This is a genomic window from Streptomyces sp. AgN23 (genome assembly GCF_001598115.1).
Classification (GTDB): Bacteria; Actinomycetota; Actinomycetes; order Streptomycetales; family Streptomycetaceae; genus Streptomyces; species Streptomyces antimycoticus.
Genome location: NZ_CP007153.1, coordinates 8,456,795 through 8,472,739 on the forward strand (window position 1 = coordinate 8,456,795; position 15,945 = coordinate 8,472,739).

Genomic DNA, 15,945 nt, shown 5'->3' on the forward strand with positions numbered 1-15,945 from the left:
TTCACGGGTTTCGGTCGGGGTTCACAGGTTCGGGCCCGGAATCACAGGTTCCGGGATTCACCGGCGGTGGCGGCGTACGGGCATCTCCAGGTCGCTCACCACCGGCAGATGGTCGGACGCCTCCGGGTCCGCCGTGACCACCTGGGCGGTGAGCGGGCGCAGGTCGCGGGAGGCGAGGTGGAAGTCGATCCGGGCGTGCGGGTCGAGGGCGTCGTAGGTGAAGCCGTCGCCGCTGCCGGCCCGCGGCCACACATCGTCGAGCGCGCCGGTCAGGATCCCGATCTCCGGGGTCTCTGGCGTGGCGTTCAGGTCACCGACCAGGACGGTGCGTTCGGGGGAGGACCCCAGAAGCTCGACGATCCGGGCGGCCTGCCGCTCGCGCTCCATGTTGTCGTCGTGCTGCAGATGCGTGACGGCGAAGTCGACGCAGCCGCCGCGCACCTCCAGGGTGGCCCGGAGCAGGCCGCGCTGCTCATGGCCGGGGACGAGTGGGAGGTGGGCGTTGGTCCACGACCGGATCGGCTCGCGGGAGAGCACCGCGGTGCCGTACTGACGGCGCGGCCGCCCGGGCTCCTCCGGGTCCAAGTCGAGGTTGGCGCCGAAGGCGTGACGCATCCCCAGCCGCTCGCCCAGCCAGGCGGGCTGGTCCACGAAGCCGCTGCGCTTCCAGAACCGGTCGACCTCCTGCAGGCCGACGACGTCCACCCGCAGGTCCTGGATCACCCGGGCGACGCGTTCCAGGTCCAGTACGTCGGCGGGGCTCGCGCCGTGGTGGATGTTGAACGTGGCCACGCGCAGCCGCCGCGGACCCGGGGCGGCGGCCGCCACCCCGGACGTCCCGGCGGCGGCCGTGGCGCCGAGGCCGGCCGCCACGGCGAGGAATCGGCGTCGACCGGGGGCAGTATTCAGGTGATTCATGGCGGTCAGCGTGCGTTCCGGTTCCGAACGTCGTCCCACGGCGCCATGAACGGCCCTGGGCGGGCGGGAGTCGCCACCGGGTTCCATCTGCCGGGGAGCCGCGATCGTTCTCAGCGACGGTCGAATTTGATCGGGTAGGACACCGTAGAGCGCGGTTTGGGCTGCTTCTTGGCGCCCTTCCCGTTCTTGGTGCCCTCCCCGTCGTCCTTCTTCTTCTCGAAGTGGACCGGGTACCGGGCCGTCTGACGCGGATTCGGCGACTTGCCGTCGCGGGTGTTGCCGTCACCATGGTTGTTGATCACCATCACCCCCACCACGATCGCGCCGAGCACCATCATCTGCTTCTTCTCCACGGGCCCTGACTCCCCTTCGGTCCGCAGCGGTGTCTCCCCAGCACCGACCATGGTGACATCACCCCGTCGGCAGGACGAGCGGTCCGCGAGCCCGGTCGGATGGAGATGACCTCAAGGCCGCTCTCCAGGCCCGTGAAGTCGCCCGGGTTCCGTGTGCAGAGCGGCAGTCCGAGCGCGGCGGCGGTGGCAGCGATCATGAGGGCCATGCGGCGCGGGCGAGGATCGCGGTTGGCCTTGAGGGTCAGGGCGACCATGGTGCCGTACCGGCGGGCGGCTTCCCGGTCGAAGGGGACGGTGGAGAAACGCGCCTCGATGTCGGCCACGCGCTGCGCTCGGGTGAGCGTCTCCACCGGATCAGTGCATCGCATCGTGTCGCGCTGTAATGCGGAGGCTCGCGGCCACGCGCCGCGGCTCGCGTCGCCTCTCGCTTTGACGAACCATGCGGTGGAGTGCATACTTATGCCTAAGCACGCATGGATCGTCAATGGACCGTAAGGAGGCACCCGTGGCCGAGCGCGTCGTACTCGCCTACTCGGGCGGCTTGGACACGTCCGTCGCCATCGGCTGGATCGCCGAGGAGACGGGTGCCGAGGTCATCGCCGTCGCCGTGGACGTCGGCCAGGGCGGGGAGGACCTGGACGTCATTCGCAAGCGCGCGCTCGCCTGCGGGGCGGTCGAGGCGGAGGTCGCGGACGCGAAGGACGAGTTCGCCGAGGAGTACTGCCTTCCGGCGATCAAGGCCAACGCGCTGTACATGGACCGCTACCCGCTGGTGTCCGCGCTGTCCCGGCCGACGATCGTGAAGCACCTGGTCGCCGCCGCCCGTAAGCACGGCGCCGGGACCGTCGCCCACGGCTGCACCGGCAAGGGGAACGACCAGGTGCGGTTCGAGGCGGGCATCTCCTCCCTCGCACCCGATCTGACCTGCATCGCGCCGGTCCGGGACTACGCGATGACCCGGGACAGGGCGATTGCCTTCTGCGAGGCCAAGGGCCTGCCGATCGCGACCACCAAGAAGTCCCCGTACTCGATCGACCAGAACGTCTTCGGGCGGGCCGTGGAGACCGGCTTCCTGGAGGACATCTGGAACGCGCCGATCGAGGACGTGTACGAGTACACCGCCGACCCGGCCACCCCGCGCGAGGCCGACGAGGTGATCATCACCTTCGACAAGGGCGTCCCCGTCGCGATCGACGGCGAGCCGGTCACCGTGCTGCGGGCCATCCAGCGGCTCAACGAGCGGGCGGGCGCCCAGGGCGTCGGCCGGATCGACATGGTCGAGGACCGGCTGGTGGGGATCAAGTCGCGGGAGGTCTACGAGGCGCCCGGCGCCATCGCGCTGATCACCGCCCACCAGGAGCTGGAGGCCGTCACCGTCGAGCGCGAGCTGGCCCGCTACAAGCGGCAGGTCGAGCAGCGCTGGGGCGAGCTGGTCTACGACGGTCTGTGGTTCTCGCCGCTCAAGCGGGCCCTGGACGGATTCATCGCCGAGGCGAACGAGCAGGTCTCCGGCGAGATCCGGATGACCCTGCACGGCGGCCGGGCCGTCGTCACCGGGCGGAAGTCGCAGGCGTCGCTCTACGACTTCAACCTGGCGACCTACGACTCCGGCGACACCTTCGACCAGTCGCTGTCCAAGGGCTTCATCGAGATCTTCGGGATGTCCAGCAAGATCGCCGCGAAGCGGGATCTGCAGCAGTAGCCTGCGTAACCAGCCATACGGAAACATACGGAAGCCGCCTTCCCGCCGCCGCGCGGGGAGGCGGTCGTACAACCCAGCACCGCCCGCCCAGCACCATCCACAGTCTGAGGAGCAACAGCGTGAGCAACGGCAACAGCGGCGACGTCCGGCTCTGGGGCGGCCGCTTCGCCGACGGCCCGTCCGAGGCACTGGAGAAGCTCAGCGCCTCCGTGCACTTCGACTGGCGCCTGGCGCCGTACGACATCGCCGGATCCCGCGCCCACGCCCGGGTGCTGCACACGGCGGGGCTGCTTGACCCCGATGAGCTGGAGCGGATGCTGGCGGGCCTGGACCGGCTGGAGGCCGATGTCGCCTCCGGCGACTTCACCGGCACCGTCGCCGACGAGGACGTGCACACCGCGCTGGAGCGCGGGCTGCTGGAGCGGCTCGGCCCGGACCTCGGCGGCAAGCTGCGGGCCGGACGGTCCCGCAACGACCAGATCGCCACCCTCTTCCGGATGTATCTGCGGGACCACGCCCGGATCATCGGCGGGCTGATCGCCGATCTCCAGCAGGCCCTGGTGGGGCTCGCGGAGGCGCACCCCGATGTCGCGATGCCCGGCCGCACCCACCTCCAGCACGCCCAGCCCGTGCTCTTCGCCCACCATGTACTCGCCCATGCCCAGGCGCTGTCGCGGGACGCGGAGCGGCTGCGGCAGTGGGACGAGCGCACCGCCGTCTCGCCGTACGGCTCGGGCGCGCTGGCCGGGTCCTCGCTGGGGCTCGACCCGCAGGCGGTCGCGGCCGACCTCGGCTTCGAGCGGGGCTCGTCCGCCAACTCGCTCGACGGCACGGCCTCCCGTGACTTCGTCGCCGAGTTCGCGTTCATCACCGCGATGATCGGCGTCGATCTGTCGCGGATCGCGGAGGAGATCATCCTCTGGAACACGAAGGAGTTCTCCTTCGTCACCCTCCACGACGCCTTCTCCACCGGTTCCTCGATCATGCCGCAGAAGAAGAACCCGGACATCGCGGAGCTCGCGCGCGGCAAGTCCGGCCGGCTGATCGGCAACCTCACCGGGCTGCTGGCCACGCTCAAGGCCCTGCCGCTCGCGTACAACCGCGACCTCCAGGAGGACAAGGAGCCGGTCTTCGACTCCTGCGATCAGCTGGAGGTGCTGCTCCCGGCCTTCACCGGGATGATGGCGACGCTGACCGTCAACCGCGAGCGCATGGAGGAGCTGGCCCCGGCCGGGTTCTCGCTGGCCACCGACATCGCCGAATGGCTGGTGCGGCAGGGCGTGCCGTTCCGGGTGGCACACGAGGTCGCGGGGGAATGCGTCAAGGAGTGCGAGCTGACGGGCATCGAGCTCGACCAGCTCACCGACGAGCAGTTCGCCAAGATCTCCCCGCATCTGACGCCCGAGGTCCGCGGCGTTCTCAATGTGCCGGGCGCGCTGGCCGCGCGCGACGGCCGCGGCGGCACCGCCCCCGTGGCGGTGCGGGCCCAGCTCGCGGAGGTCAAGGAGGACCTCGCCGCGCAGTACGCATGGGCGGGCGCCAAGCGCTGAACATCAGCTCATCAGAGAGAGGTGGGGACCAAGCCATGGGTTTCGAACGACTCGCGAAGATCGCGACCCCCGGGGCGGGGGCGGCCCGGATCGGGCTCGGCCTGGCCGCGGTCGGCCGCCCCGCCTATATCAACCTCGGCCGGGACCGGGACCTCCCGGCCGAGCGTCCGGTCGAGGTGATGCGGCGGCGCAGCCATGAGCTGCTGGACGCCGCCTACGCCGCCGGGGTGCGCTATCTGGACGCGGCGCGCTCCTACGGCCGGGCCGAGGAGTTCCTCGCCGGCTGGCTGCGCGACCGCCCGGACGCCGCGCGGCACGTGGTGGTCGGCTCCAAGTGGGGCTATACGTATGTCGCGGACTGGCGTACGGACGCCGAGACGCATGAGGTCAAGGACCATGGCGTCGCGACATTCGAGCGCCAGCGCGCGCTGACCGACGCACTGCTCGGCGACCGGCTGGACCTCTACCAGATCCACTCGGTGACCCCCGACAGCCCCGCCCTCACCGACCGCGAACTGCGGACGCGGCTGGCGGAGCTGGCCGGCGAGGGCGTGACGGTCGGCATCTCCACCAGCGGTCCGCGCCAGGCCGAGGCGATCCGCGCCGCACTGGCCGTGGAGGCCGACGGGCGCCCGCTGTTCCGTACCGTCCAGTCCACCTACAACCTGCTGGAGCCCTCGGCCGGGGCGGCGCTGGCCGAGGCCCATGCCGCGGGCCGTGCGGTCATCGTCAAGGAAGCCGTGGCCAACGGCCGGCTCACCGAGGCGGCCGAGCGGCCTCCGGCGGCCCTGCGCCAGGTGGCCGAGGAGACGGGCGCGACTTTGGACGCCGTCGCGCTGGCCGCGGTCCTGCACCGACCCTGGGTGGACGTTGTCCTCTCCGGCGCCGCCACCACGGCCCAGCTGCGCTCCAACCTGGCCGCGGCCGACCTCCGCCTGGACGAGCGTCAGCTCACCGAACTGGAGCGGCTGGCCGAAACCCCGGAGAGCTACTGGCACCACCGCTCCGAGCTGCCCTGGTCCTGACGGATCGGGGCGGTTCGGGCCGCGGGGCTACAGCGCGCTCAGAAACGAACGGACCGCGCGGGCGTACGGCCGGGGCGCGTCATCGTGGATCCAGTGACCGCACCCGGCGAATTCGCGGAGCCTCGTGTTGGGGCGGCGGGTGGCCATCTCGTGGGCGTGGCCCGGCGGCAGCAGCGAGCTGTGCTCGCCGCGCATCAGCAGCGCGGGGCAGGAGGAGCCCAGCCAGTCGTCCCAGAAGTCACCGCACATGGCCTGCTGGGACGCCATCATATGGCTGGGCTCGAACAGCAGCCGCCAGCCGCCCGATTGGGGGTCCCGTTCGGCGCTGTCGAGAAAGTACGAGGCGTCCGGAATCCCCCGGGACTCGATGTCGGCGCGCAGCTTCTCCCGGTCCACGGCCCAGGTCGGCCATCCCGAGACATCGAGCACCGGATGGCTGACCACCGGACGGTCCGTCACCGCGCCGATGTCCTCGACGACGAGCGCGCTCACCAGGTCCGGATGGCGGGCGGCCAGGGCGTACGCGCCGACCCCGCCGGTGGAGTGGGCGATGACCGGGACCGGGCCCAGGCGCAGCTCCCGCAGCAGCGCGGCGGCATCGGCCACGTACTCGTCCAGCGTGAACGGACCACCGCCGCCGGTCAGCCCGTGGCCCCGCTGATCGAGGGCGATCACCCGCCGTTCGGGGGCGAGGGCGGCGGCCAGGGGCGCGTACATCCTGCCCCGGCCGAAGTGGCCGTGCAGGGCCAGGACCGGGTCGCCCGGTCCGCCGAAATCGGTCAGGGCGAACCGCCGACCGCGCAGCGTCACGAAGTCGGGGGAGGGCACGGTCATCGTGGTCACCCGCGGCACCATAGTGGCCGTGCCCGGTGGTGACCAGCGGGTAGCGGAATCAGGTCTTCCGCAAAACTGGCGACCCGTGACGTCGGCCGGAGTCAGCTCGCCGGAGCGCGAGGCGGCGTTTTCGGCCAAACCTGGTCCGGACACACAAGTGCGACGGCCCGGAAACCCCGGACCGCCGCGGTTCGCCCGAAACGTCAGACGTCAGCCGTCATGCGGCCGCCTTCGCCTTCGTGGCGTAGATGTCCACGTACTCCTGACCCGACAGCCGCATCACGTGGCTCATCACCTCGTCGGTCACGGCCCGCAGCACATAGCGGTCGCGGTCCATGCCCTCGTAGCGGGTGAATTCCAGGGGCTCGCCGAAGCGGACCTGCACCCGGCCCGGCCGCGGCAGCCCCTTGCCGCCCGGCTGGATCCGGTCGGTCCCGATCATCGCGAACGGCACCACGGGCGCCCCGGTCATCAGCGCGAGGCGGGCGATACCGGTACGGCCGCGGTAGAGGCGGCCGTCGGGGGAGCGGGTGCCCTCGGGGTAGATGCCGAAGACCCGGCCCTCCTCCAGCACCCGGCGCCCCGTCATCAGTGCCGCCACGCCGCCGCGTCCACCGTCCCGGTCCACCGGGATCATGCCGACGCCGGTGAAGAACCAGGCCATCAGCCGGCCCTTGAGGCCCTTGCCCGTGACGTACTCGTCCTTGCCGATGAAGAAGACCTGACGGTCACAGACCAGCGGCAGGATCATCGAGTCGATGAAGGTGAGATGGTTTCCGGCGAGGATCACCGGGCCCGAGCCCGGAATGCCCTCGGCCCCCTCGACCCGTGGGCGGAACATCAGGCGCATCAGCGGACCGAGTACTGCCTTCAGAAACGCGAATCGGGACACGGGCCCTCCGGTCGGGGTCAAGGTCTGGAACGCACCGTTGTACGGTCCGTCAACCTCGTACCGCACCGGAGCGCCGATGAGGACGATACTCGCCGGTCGCGCCCCGGCGCACACCAGGTTCACCCACCTGGTACGCAGTGTTGATCCCCGTTCCCCCCGCGTTTCGTCCGATGTCTCCCGCAGGAAAGCCACCCACGCCTACCATCAGCCCATCTTCTGACTGGATTTGACAGGTGTTGAACACCACATCAAGGAGTGCTGATGGAGCGGGAGCAACAGCCCGGACGGCGCGCCCTCCTGGGGGCCGCGGCCCTCGGTGCGGGAGCGGTGGCGCTGAGCGGTGCGGGCACGGCGACGGCCGCGGGCACGCGGACGGCGCCGGGCGCCGCCGCCGCCGCGGAGACGTCCGGCCGGGGCCATGAGCTGCCGGTTCCCACCGTGATCGGCCACCGCGGCGCCAGCGGCTACCGGCCCGAGCACACCCTCGGCTCCTACCAGCTCGCCCTGGACATGGGCGCGGACATCGTCGAGCAGGACCTGGTCCCCACCAAGGACGGCCATCTGGTCTGCCGCCACGAGAACGACATCACGGCCACCACGGACGTCTCGGCGCACCCGGAGTTCGCCGACCGCAAGACCACCAAGACGGTCGACGGCACCAAGCTCACCGGCTGGTTCACCGAGGACTTCACCCTCGCCGAGCTCAAGACGCTGCGCGCCAAGGAGCGCATCCCGGGCAACCGCCAGCGCAACACCCTCTACGACGGCCGCTGGGAGGTGCCCACCTTCGAAGAGGTGCTCCAGTGGGCCGAGCGCGAGGGCCGCAGGCGCGGCCGCCGCGTGTGGCTGTACGTGGAGACCAAGCACCCCACCTACTTCCGCAAGCTGGGCCTCGGCATCGAGGAGCCGCTGGCCAAGCTGCTGCGCCGGTACGGCCGCCATAAGAAGGACGCGGCGCTGTTCCTCCAGTCCTTCGAGCCGAGCAGCATCCAGCGGCTGCGCAAGCTGGTCGGCACCCCGTCCGTCGTGCTGCTGTCCACCATCGACAGCCGGCCCTGGGACTTCGTCGAGGCGAACGACCCGCGTACGGTCGCGGACCTGGTCAAGCCCGAGGGGCTCAAGTGGATCGCGAGCTACGCCCAGGGCATCGGCCCGGATCTGTCGGTCATCATCCCCCGGACGCCGGACGGCAAGCTGGGCACGCCGACCAGTGTGGTGAAGGACGCGCATGCGGCGGGGTTGATCCTGCACCCGTACACCATGCGCAACGAGAACACCTTCCTCCCGGCCGACTTCCGCCGCGGCACCGATCCCAATGCCTACGGTGACGCTTTCGGGGCGTTCAAGGCATACTTCGCGACCGGAATTGACGGAATCTTCTCCGACAACGCGGACACCGCCCTCCTCGCGGCGGCGGACTTCCGCAAGTAGTTCCGCACGTACGGGTGGGTGACGGCGGGGCCGCGCGAGCGTCAAGGCGCGGCCCCGCCCTGCCCCGGTCGGGTGAGACCACCGTCACCCGGCAACCACCCCACGACCCGGTCTCGTCCCGCCCGGCATGGACCTTGTGAAGCAACTGGGCCCGCTGCTGGCCGCCGAAGCGGCGGCCGAGGCATACGGCGTCGGCGTCGAGCCCGCCGAACTCGAACAGGCCGTCTGGCTGCGGCTGCTGGAACGCACCCGGGACACCGGGCCGCCGCCGCACCCCGCCCGCTGGCTGCGCTGTGCCGTACGGGCCGAGGTGCGCGGGGCCAGGCGCCGGGCGCGCCGCGAGGTGCCGTACGACCCGATGGCCGGCGGCCCGCCCAGCGGCCCCGAGTCCCACCCCGCCGAACACGCCGTACTGACCGCGGAGACCCGCCGGACGCTGCGCGCGGCGGTGCGGCGGCTGCCCGGCCGCTGCCCCGCGCTGCTCGCGGCGATGCTCTCCCGCTCCGACCTCACGTACCGCGAGATCGCGCGCCAGTTGGGAATGTCACAGGGCAGTCTGGGCCCGGTACGTTCCCGATGTCTGGCTTGCCTGCGCAGAATGCTCACGGCGGAGGTTGCGGCTCCTGAACCTTGGGGAAAGGAGCGATAGACAACCGGCGCCTCGGAGGCGGACGCCCACCATGCGGCGCCTCCACCCAGGCCATGAACCCCCGGTCGCACTCCTACCCTCACCGCGACCGGGGGACTGAGAATAGGGGAGGCATGCGCACATGGGCATGAGCGTGACCATCTCCGCGGCGACCGCGGACGACGCCGAGCAGATCCTGAAGCTGCAGTATCTGTGCTACCAGGGCGAGGCGGAGCTCTACGGCGACTACTCGATCGAACCGCTGACGCAGTCGCTCGACGACCTGCGCGCCGAACTGAGCGGGGGCTGCGTGCTCGTCGCCCGGCTCGGCGCGGAGGTCGTCGGCTCGGTCCGCGGAGTCGTCGACGACAAGGGGACCGCCGCCATCGGCAAGCTGATCGTCCACCCGCGGATGCAGCGGCACGGCCTGGGCGGACGGCTGCTCGCGGCCATCGAGGAGCGGCTGACCGAGGAGCGGGCCGCCAAGCGGTACCGGCTGTTCACCGGCCACCGCAGCGAGGGCAATCTGCGGTTGTACCGCCGCTACGGCTACGCCCAGGTGGGCACCGAGGAGGTCAACCGCCGGCTGAGCCTGGTGACCCTGGAGAAGGACGCCACGGCCGCCGCGTACGCCGCCAGCGCTTAGGCCGTGGCCTGAGGTCGCCGGTCGTCGGCCGGGCTGGACTGCCGGCCCGGCCGGCGACCGAGGGCCGGGATCAGGGGCGGAGCCTGGGCAGGCCCTCGACGGCGGTCAGGCCCGAGGCGCCGCATCCGGTGCGCCCCGGCGGGCCTTGCGCAGCCACAGCAGGCCCGTGACCGGCAGGAAGATCGGGATGAACAGATAACCCATCCCGTAGTCGGACCACACCGTCTGGTCGGGGAAGGCCGAGGGGTCGGCAAGGGTCCAGGTCCCCACCGTCAGCACCCCCACCAGCTCCGCCGCACAGCAGACCATCGCCGCCTTGCGCGCGCCCTCGCCGCCGCGCACCAGCGAGACCGTGATGAACGCGTACACCACGGCGGAGACCGCCGAGAGGATGTAGGCGAGCGGGGCCTCCTGGTACTGGGCGATGAGCTGGTAGATCGAGCGGGACGCGGCGGCCACGGTGAAGACCCCGTAGAGCAGCACCAGCAGCCGCCCGGGGCCCTGCCCCAGCCCGGTGCGCGCGGCCGGTTCCGGCTTTGCGGCCGTCGTCCCGGCCGCCGATTCCTCGGTCACCGACGCCTCCCGTGTCTCCCGCGCCTCCCGTGCATCAGCCACCGACGCCTCCCCAGATGTCGTACAGCCGCACCTCGAGCACGGCCAGCACCACGGCCGCCGCGGAGACCGTCGCCGATCCCCAGCGGGTCCGCTCCGTGAGCGACATGAACGCCGCGACCGGCACGGCGAGCGCCGAGCCGATGAGATACGCCACGAAGATGGCCACCCCCTGCTGCGGGTCGGCGCCGCCCGCCAGCCGCACCACCCCGATGACCAGCTGCACGATCGCCAGCAGTGCCACCACGGCCATGCCGATGAAGTGCCAGTCCTTGGTCGGCTGGTCCCGGTAGGCGGCGAAGCCGCACCACGCGGCGAGGAGGAGCGCGGTCACACCGAGCGCGACCGTCAGCGCGTCGATCAACGGGACCTCCGCGCGGTGCGGCGGCGCACCCGTAGGCGGCGCACACAGGGAGTGACAACCATGGGACGAGGGTAATCGGCCCGCCCGCCCGCGCTGCGCTCGGCCCCGCGCCCGAGGGTCTCCGTGACCCCCACGTACGCTGCGGCTCATGAAGATCTCCGCTGACGCGCTGTTGTTCGACAACGACGGAACCCTCGTCTCCTCCCTCGACTCGGTGCATCGCTGCTGGACCCGCTGGGCCGAGGAGCAGGGGATTCCGGCGGAGGACTTCGCCCGGGTCGAGCTGCACGGCCGCCCGGCCGACGACATCATCGCCGATCTGCTCCCCGCCGACCGCGCCCCGCGGGCCCGGGCGCGCATCGACGAGCTGGAGCTGGAGGACGTACCGGGCGGGGTGAAGCTGCTCCCCGGCACCGCCGAGCTGCTGGCGGGGCTGCCCGCCGCGCGCTGGGCCGTGGTGACCTCCGCCAACCGCCCGCTGGCCGAGGCCCGCCTGGCCGAGGTGGCGATACGTCCCGGAACGCTGATCACCTCCGACGACATCACCCGCGGCAAGCCCGACCCGGAGCCGTTCCTGCTGGCGGCCGAGCGGCTGGGAGTCGACCCGGCACGCTGTGTGGTCTTCGAGGACGCCCCGGCCGGGCTCGCGGCGGGCCGCGCGGCCGGGATGCGGACCGTGGCGTTGACCACAACGACCGCCCGCGAAGAGCTGGTCGCCGACATCGTGGTCGAGGACCTGTCGGCCGTGTCCGCACGGCTCCTCGACGGGGGCGTGGAGATCACCTGCCGGGACTGAGCGAGTCCCGGCCACTCCTCCCCCCGTCCACGGACCGGTCAAGGACGTCCGCAATGCGGACATGCCGGACGGGCCCGTACACGTGTCTGCTTTACTTGCAGCCATGACCACGACGAGCTGCCGCATCCCTGCGACCGAGGCGAACCCCACGCCCGGTGCTCGTTGTCGGTGTCGAATGTGTGACTGCTGAGGGCCCCCGCCTGAGCCTCGCGCCCCGAAGCGAGACCGGCTGAGCCGGACCCGTGCGCCCAGCGCGCCGGACCGCGCCGCCCCGCGTCACCGGAACCCGAACCGCGCCCACACATCGCGCATCTCCTCGGGTCCGCCCTGCCGCGTTCCGAAATGAACGAGCCGTGCCCGGCGGCACCCACCGCCGTGCACTCAACAGTGACGGAAACCCTGTGATCACCACCACGGACCTGACCAAGGTCTACCGCTCACGAGGCCGCGAGGTCACCGCCCTCGACGGCGTCGATCTGCATGTCCGCGAGGGTGAGGTGTACGGCGTCGTCGGCCAGAGCGGCGCCGGGAAGTCCACCCTCATCCGCTGCGTCAACCTCCTGGAACGCCCCACCTCCGGCACGGTCACCGTGGCCGGCCAGGACCTGACCGCACTCGCCGGGCGCCGCCAGAGCGCCGGCCCCGCGCTGCGCCAGGCCCGCAGCCGTATCGGCATGGTGTTCCAGCACTTCAACCTGCTCTCCTCGCGCACCGTGCGGGACAACGTCGAGCTGCCGCTGGAGATCCTCGGCGTCTCCGGCAAGGAGCGCACCCGCAAGGCCCTGGAGCTGCTGGAGCTGGTGGGCCTCGGCGACAAGGCCAGGGCGTACCCCGCGCAGCTCTCCGGTGGCCAGAAGCAGCGCGTCGGCATCGCCCGCGCGCTCGCCGGCGACCCCAAGGTGCTGCTCTCGGACGAGGCGACCTCCGCGCTCGACCCCGAGACCACCCGCTCGATCCTCCAACTGCTGCGCGACCTCAAGGAGCAGCTCGGCCTGACCGTGCTGCTCATCACACACGAGATGGACGTCGTCAAGACGATCTGTGACTCGGCCGCGCTGATGCGCGACGGCCGGATCGTGGAGTCCGGCAAGGTCAGCGAGCTGCTGGCGACGCCCGGCTCCGAACTGGCCCAGGAGCTCTTCCCGGTCGGCGGGGTGGCCTCGAGCGAGGACCGTACGGTCGTGGACGTCACCTTCCAGGGCGAGGCGGCCACCAAGCCGGTCATCTCCCAGCTGTCCCGTACGTACAACATCGACATCTCGATCCTGGGCGCCGCGATGGACACCGTCGGCGGCCACCAGGTCGGCCGGATGCGGATCGAGCTGCCCGGCCGGTTCGAGGAGAACGTCGTTCCGATCGGCTTCCTGCGGGAGCAGGGCCTGCAGGTCGATGTCGCGGCCATCGCCGACGGCCCGCGCGCGACCCCGACCCCGCTGCTCAAGGAGGGTGCCAAGTGACCTGGTCCGAGATGGAGCCCCTGCTGGAGCAGGCATGTTGGGACACCCTCTACATGGTGGGCTGGTCGGCGGTGATCGCCGTCGTCGGCGGACTGCCGCTCGGCGTGCTGCTGGTCCTCACCGACCGCGGCGGAGTGCTGCAGAACGTCGTGGTGAACAAGGTCATCGGGCAGATCGTCAACATCGCCCGGTCGATGCCGTTCATCATCCTGATGGTCGCCCTGATCTCCTTCACCCGCGCGATCGTGGGCACCACCATCGGCCCCGAGGCCGCGATCGTGCCCCTGGCCATCGGCGCCATCCCCTTCTACGCCCGGCTCGTGGAGACCTCGGTGCGCGAGGTGGACGGCGGGCTGGTCGAGGCCGTGCAGGCGATGGGCGGCTCCACCTGGACGGTCGTCCGCAAGGTGCTGCTGCCCGAGTCGCTGCCCGCGCTGATCTCCAGCGCGACCACCACGATCGTCGCGCTCATCGGCTACTCCGCGATGGCCGGCACGGTCGGCGCCGGTGGCCTCGGTGACCTGGCGGTCCGCTACGGCTATCTGCGGTTCGAGACCAAGCTGATGTGGATCACCGTCGCCATCCTCGCGGTGGTCATCGCCATCATCCAGTTCGCGGGCGACCTCGCCGCCCGCGGCCTGTCGCACCGCGGCCGCTCCTCGGCCGCCCCGCGGCTGATACCGCGCGGCGGGCCGTCCCGGGCCGGGAAGCCCGCGTCGGCCCCGGAGCCGGAAGCCGCGCCCGCCGAGATCGAGTTGGTGGAGCCGACCAAGGTCCCCTGAGCCCCACCCGCCTCCCGTCCCCTCCCGTACCGCCCGCCCGTCATTCCGCTTCCGCACCCGCGGCGGATACGTGCGTCCCCGAAGAAAGGCACTTTTCGTGCGTAACACCACCAAGACCCTCACCACCGTCCTCGCCGCCGGCGCGCTCGCCCTCGGTGCCGCCGCTTGCAGCCCCTCGTCCTCCAACGACAAGAACGGCGCGCTGGTCGTCGCCGCCAGCCCGGTCCCGCACGCGGAGATACTCAACTACGTCAAGGACCATCTGGCCGACAAGGCGGGCCTCAAGCTGGAGGTCCGGGAGTTCACCGACTACAACACGCCGAACCTCTCCACCCAGGACGGCTCGGTCGGCGCCAACTACTTCCAGAACCAGCCGTTCCTGGACGACTTCAACAAGAAGAAGGGCACCGACATCGTGCCCGTCGTCACCGTGCACCTCGAGCCGCTCGGCCTCTACTCGCACAAGGTGAAGAAGGCCGGCGAACTCAAGAAGGGCGCCACCGTGGCCGTTCCGAGCGACACGGTCAACGAGGCCCGCGCGCTGAAGCTGCTGGACGCCAATGGGGTCATCAAGCTCAAGAGCGGTGTCGGCAACGAGGCCACCCCCAAGGACATCGTCACCAACCCCAAGGGCCTGAAGTTCAAGGAGCTGGAGGCCGCCCAGCTCCCGCGGTCGCTCGACGACGTGGACGCCGCGGTCGTCAACGGCAACTACGCCATCGAGGCGCACCTCAAGCCCGCCAAGGACGCCATCCTCATCGAATCGCCCAAGAACAACCCGTACGCCAACTTCCTGGCCGTGAAGAAGGGCAACGAGGACGACCCGCGCGTCAAGAAGCTGGCCAAGCTCCTCACCTCCCCCGAGGTGAAGAAGTACATCAAGGACCAGTACCAGGGCTCCGTGCTGCCGTCCTTCTGATCCGCGGCGCACCGCGGCACCACCGCAACGATCGCGCCAACCTTCCCGCCCACCGGCGAACCCCAGGGCTCCGCATCCGGACCACAACCGGATGCGGAGCCTTCCGATTCACCCCCCGTGCTGCATTTCTCCTGCGTGATGCTGCATGCTGGGCCTCTCTACGGCCCTGAAACGAACCCCGGTTACGGAGCGGCGCATGACATCCACCTTCCCGGACATCTCCATCAGCACGGAACGGCTGGTGCTGCGCCCGTTCGAGGAAGCGGACATACCCGCGCTCGCGGACATGATGAACGACGAACACATCATCGCCTGGACCCGGGCGCCCCATCCGTACGGCCCCGCCGACGCCCGCGACCAGGCGCTGCGGCTCGCCCCGGCGGAACGGACCACGGGCCGGGGCATCGTCTTCGCGGTCGCGGAATTCCTCACCCAGCGGCTGGTCGGCATCGTGCATCTGAGCCATACCGACTGGAGACTGCTGGCCACCGAGGCCAGCTATATCGTCGCGCCCTGGGCGCGCGGTGAGGGCTATGCCTCGGAGGCCGTACTGGCCGTGGCCCGCTGGCTGTTCCAGGACCAGAAGTTCGAGCGCCTGGAGCTGCGCACCGCCGCCGGCAACACCGCCGCCCAGCAGGTCGCCCAGAAGGTCGGCTGCATCAGCGAGGGTGTGTTGCGCAACGCCTGGATAGCGCGTACCCAGACGGAGGACGGCGGCTGGACCGATATGCGCACCGACCTCATCGTCTGGAGCCTGCTCGCCGAGGACCTCGACGGAGCCCCCGACCGGATCTCCGAGCCCGAGGGCTTCGGCGTCTATCCCACCTATTCCGACTGGGGCTGACGCCTCACCGCGCCCCGGCCGGGCCGGAGATCCGGCGCATTCACGCCGCCCGCGCCCCCGGCGCACCACCCCCACGCCCGCCCCCGCTCCAGCGGTCCGGACCGGCCGGGGTACTCTTCGTCCGCGCCGAGCACCCGCGCCTTGGCCGCATCCGGGACCGTGCTTCGCGCATCCGCGGCACACCGGCCGCGA

At 71.0% G+C, this 15,945-nt stretch carries 18 protein-coding genes; 11 read left to right on the forward strand and 7 right to left on the reverse strand.

What is annotated here, in order from left to right; translation table 11 throughout:
• Nucleotides 1-57 precede the first annotated feature (57 nt).
• From AS97_RS36660 to AS97_RS36670, 3 genes are all read right to left on the reverse strand, one after another.
• Nucleotides 58-918, reverse strand: coding sequence for an endonuclease/exonuclease/phosphatase family protein (locus AS97_RS36660; RefSeq protein ID WP_210566407.1), 861 nt, complete (start codon nt 916-918; stop codon nt 58-60).
• Between the two features lie 110 nt (nt 919-1,028).
• On the reverse strand, nt 1,029-1,271 hold the full coding sequence (locus tag AS97_RS36665) for a hypothetical protein (protein ID WP_059147979.1): 243 nt from the start codon (nt 1,269-1,271) through the stop codon (nt 1,029-1,031).
• Complete coding sequence (locus AS97_RS36670; protein ID WP_125758654.1) at nt 1,253-1,639, reverse strand: hypothetical protein; 387 nt, start codon at nt 1,637-1,639, stop codon at nt 1,253-1,255. Before AS97_RS36670 ends, AS97_RS36665 begins: the two co-directional genes overlap by 19 nt.
• Nucleotides 1,640-1,776: 137 nt before the next feature.
• Here AS97_RS36670 and AS97_RS36675 point away from each other — a divergent pair, with 137 nt between their 5' ends.
• The 3 genes from AS97_RS36675 to AS97_RS36685 all read left to right on the forward strand — a co-directional run bounded on the left by AS97_RS36675 (nt 1,777) and on the right by AS97_RS36685 (nt 5,548).
• Nucleotides 1,777-2,973 carry an argininosuccinate synthase gene (locus tag AS97_RS36675; protein WP_059147988.1) on the forward strand — a complete coding sequence of 399 codons (1,197 nt, stop codon included), beginning with the start codon at nt 1,777-1,779 and terminating at the stop codon, nt 2,971-2,973.
• Nucleotides 2,974-3,092: 119 nt separating this feature from the next.
• A complete protein-coding gene (gene argH / locus AS97_RS36680; RefSeq protein WP_125758655.1) occupies nt 3,093-4,523 on the forward strand; it encodes an argininosuccinate lyase in 1,431 nt (476 codons plus the stop codon).
• A gap of 35 nt (nt 4,524-4,558) precedes the next feature.
• Nucleotides 4,559-5,548 carry an aldo/keto reductase gene (locus AS97_RS36685; RefSeq protein ID WP_210566408.1) on the forward strand — a complete coding sequence of 330 codons (990 nt, stop codon included), beginning with the start codon at nt 4,559-4,561 and terminating at the stop codon, nt 5,546-5,548.
• A gap of 27 nt (nt 5,549-5,575) precedes the next feature.
• Here the strand turns inward: AS97_RS36685 and AS97_RS36690 are convergent, their stop codons facing one another.
• Together AS97_RS36690 and AS97_RS36695 are read right to left on the reverse strand one after the other, a co-directional pair.
• On the reverse strand, nt 5,576-6,382 hold the full coding sequence (locus AS97_RS36690) for an alpha/beta hydrolase (RefSeq protein ID WP_059147987.1): 807 nt from the start codon (nt 6,380-6,382) through the stop codon (nt 5,576-5,578).
• 217 nt (nt 6,383-6,599) lie between these two features.
• On the reverse strand, nt 6,600-7,232 hold the full coding sequence (locus AS97_RS36695; protein WP_228054208.1) for a lysophospholipid acyltransferase family protein: 633 nt from the start codon (nt 7,230-7,232) through the stop codon (nt 6,600-6,602).
• Between the two features lie 303 nt (nt 7,233-7,535).
• On the opposite strand from AS97_RS36695, the gene AS97_RS36700 reads away from it, so the two are divergent.
• From AS97_RS36700 to AS97_RS36710, 3 genes are all read left to right on the forward strand, one after another.
• Nucleotides 7,536-8,705 carry a glycerophosphodiester phosphodiesterase gene (locus tag AS97_RS36700; protein ID WP_185929930.1) on the forward strand — a complete coding sequence of 390 codons (1,170 nt, stop codon included), beginning with the start codon at nt 7,536-7,538 and terminating at the stop codon, nt 8,703-8,705.
• A 127-nt stretch (nt 8,706-8,832) separates the two neighbouring features.
• On the forward strand, nt 8,833-9,354 hold the full coding sequence (locus tag AS97_RS36705; protein ID WP_059147976.1) for a sigma-70 family RNA polymerase sigma factor: 522 nt from the start codon (nt 8,833-8,835) through the stop codon (nt 9,352-9,354).
• 121 nt (nt 9,355-9,475) lie between these two features.
• Nucleotides 9,476-9,979: a GNAT family N-acetyltransferase gene (locus AS97_RS36710; protein WP_093466072.1), complete on the forward strand. Its 504-nt coding sequence runs from the start codon at nt 9,476-9,478 to the stop codon at nt 9,977-9,979.
• Nucleotides 9,980-10,084: 105 nt separating this feature from the next.
• Here the strand turns inward: AS97_RS36710 and AS97_RS36715 are convergent, their stop codons facing one another.
• Both AS97_RS36715 and AS97_RS36720 read right to left on the reverse strand, forming a co-directional pair.
• The gene (locus AS97_RS36715) at nt 10,085-10,552 is read right to left on the reverse strand and encodes a hypothetical protein (RefSeq protein WP_059147984.1); all 468 of its coding nucleotides are present in this window, start codon (nt 10,550-10,552) and stop codon (nt 10,085-10,087) included.
• A gap of 34 nt (nt 10,553-10,586) precedes the next feature.
• On the reverse strand, nt 10,587-10,955 hold the full coding sequence (locus AS97_RS36720; RefSeq protein WP_059147974.1) for a hypothetical protein: 369 nt from the start codon (nt 10,953-10,955) through the stop codon (nt 10,587-10,589).
• Nucleotides 10,956-11,103: 148 nt separating this feature from the next.
• Here AS97_RS36720 and AS97_RS36725 point away from each other — a divergent pair, with 148 nt between their 5' ends.
• The 5 genes from AS97_RS36725 to AS97_RS36745 all read left to right on the forward strand — a co-directional run bounded on the left by AS97_RS36725 (nt 11,104) and on the right by AS97_RS36745 (nt 15,753).
• Nucleotides 11,104-11,751 carry an HAD-IA family hydrolase gene (locus tag AS97_RS36725; RefSeq protein ID WP_059147973.1) on the forward strand — a complete coding sequence of 216 codons (648 nt, stop codon included), beginning with the start codon at nt 11,104-11,106 and terminating at the stop codon, nt 11,749-11,751.
• A 401-nt stretch (nt 11,752-12,152) separates the two neighbouring features.
• Nucleotides 12,153-13,208 carry an ATP-binding cassette domain-containing protein gene (locus AS97_RS36730; RefSeq protein ID WP_059147983.1) on the forward strand — a complete coding sequence of 352 codons (1,056 nt, stop codon included), beginning with the start codon at nt 12,153-12,155 and terminating at the stop codon, nt 13,206-13,208.
• Nucleotides 13,205-13,990, forward strand: coding sequence for a methionine ABC transporter permease (locus AS97_RS36735; RefSeq protein WP_059147972.1), 786 nt, complete (start codon nt 13,205-13,207; stop codon nt 13,988-13,990). The genes AS97_RS36730 and AS97_RS36735 overlap by 4 nt, the downstream gene beginning before the upstream one ends.
• 97 nt (nt 13,991-14,087) lie before the next feature.
• The gene (locus AS97_RS36740) at nt 14,088-14,909 is read left to right on the forward strand and encodes a MetQ/NlpA family ABC transporter substrate-binding protein (protein WP_059147971.1); all 822 of its coding nucleotides are present in this window, start codon (nt 14,088-14,090) and stop codon (nt 14,907-14,909) included.
• A 196-nt stretch (nt 14,910-15,105) separates the two neighbouring features.
• On the forward strand, nt 15,106-15,753 hold the full coding sequence (locus AS97_RS36745) for a GNAT family N-acetyltransferase (RefSeq protein ID WP_059147970.1): 648 nt from the start codon (nt 15,106-15,108) through the stop codon (nt 15,751-15,753).
• Nucleotides 15,754-15,945: the final 192 nt, after the last annotated feature.

Excerpts from the sequence above, each read along its gene's own strand:
- AS97_RS36690 (WP_059147987.1), bottom strand. The coding sequence starts at position 6,382 with ATGACCGTGCCCTCCCCCGACTTCGTGACGCTGCGCGGTCGGCGGTTC.
- AS97_RS36670 (WP_125758654.1), bottom strand. The coding sequence starts at position 1,639 with ATGCGATGCACTGATCCGGTGGAGACGCTCACCCGAGCGCAGCGCGTG.
- AS97_RS36710 (WP_093466072.1), top strand. The coding sequence starts at position 9,476 with ATGGGCATGAGCGTGACCATCTCCGCGGCGACCGCGGACGACGCCGAG.
- AS97_RS36685 (WP_210566408.1), top strand. The coding sequence starts at position 4,559 with ATGGGTTTCGAACGACTCGCGAAGATCGCGACCCCCGGGGCGGGGGCG.
- AS97_RS36745 (WP_059147970.1), top strand. The coding sequence starts at position 15,106 with ATGACATCCACCTTCCCGGACATCTCCATCAGCACGGAACGGCTGGTG.
- AS97_RS36705 (WP_059147976.1), top strand. The coding sequence starts at position 8,833 with ATGGACCTTGTGAAGCAACTGGGCCCGCTGCTGGCCGCCGAAGCGGCG.
- AS97_RS36700 (WP_185929930.1), top strand. The coding sequence starts at position 7,536 with ATGGAGCGGGAGCAACAGCCCGGACGGCGCGCCCTCCTGGGGGCCGCG.
- AS97_RS36660 (WP_210566407.1), bottom strand. The coding sequence starts at position 918 with ATGAATCACCTGAATACTGCCCCCGGTCGACGCCGATTCCTCGCCGTG.
- AS97_RS36695 (WP_228054208.1), bottom strand. The coding sequence starts at position 7,232 with ATGCGCCTGATGTTCCGCCCACGGGTCGAGGGGGCCGAGGGCATTCCG.
- AS97_RS36725 (WP_059147973.1), top strand. The coding sequence starts at position 11,104 with ATGAAGATCTCCGCTGACGCGCTGTTGTTCGACAACGACGGAACCCTC.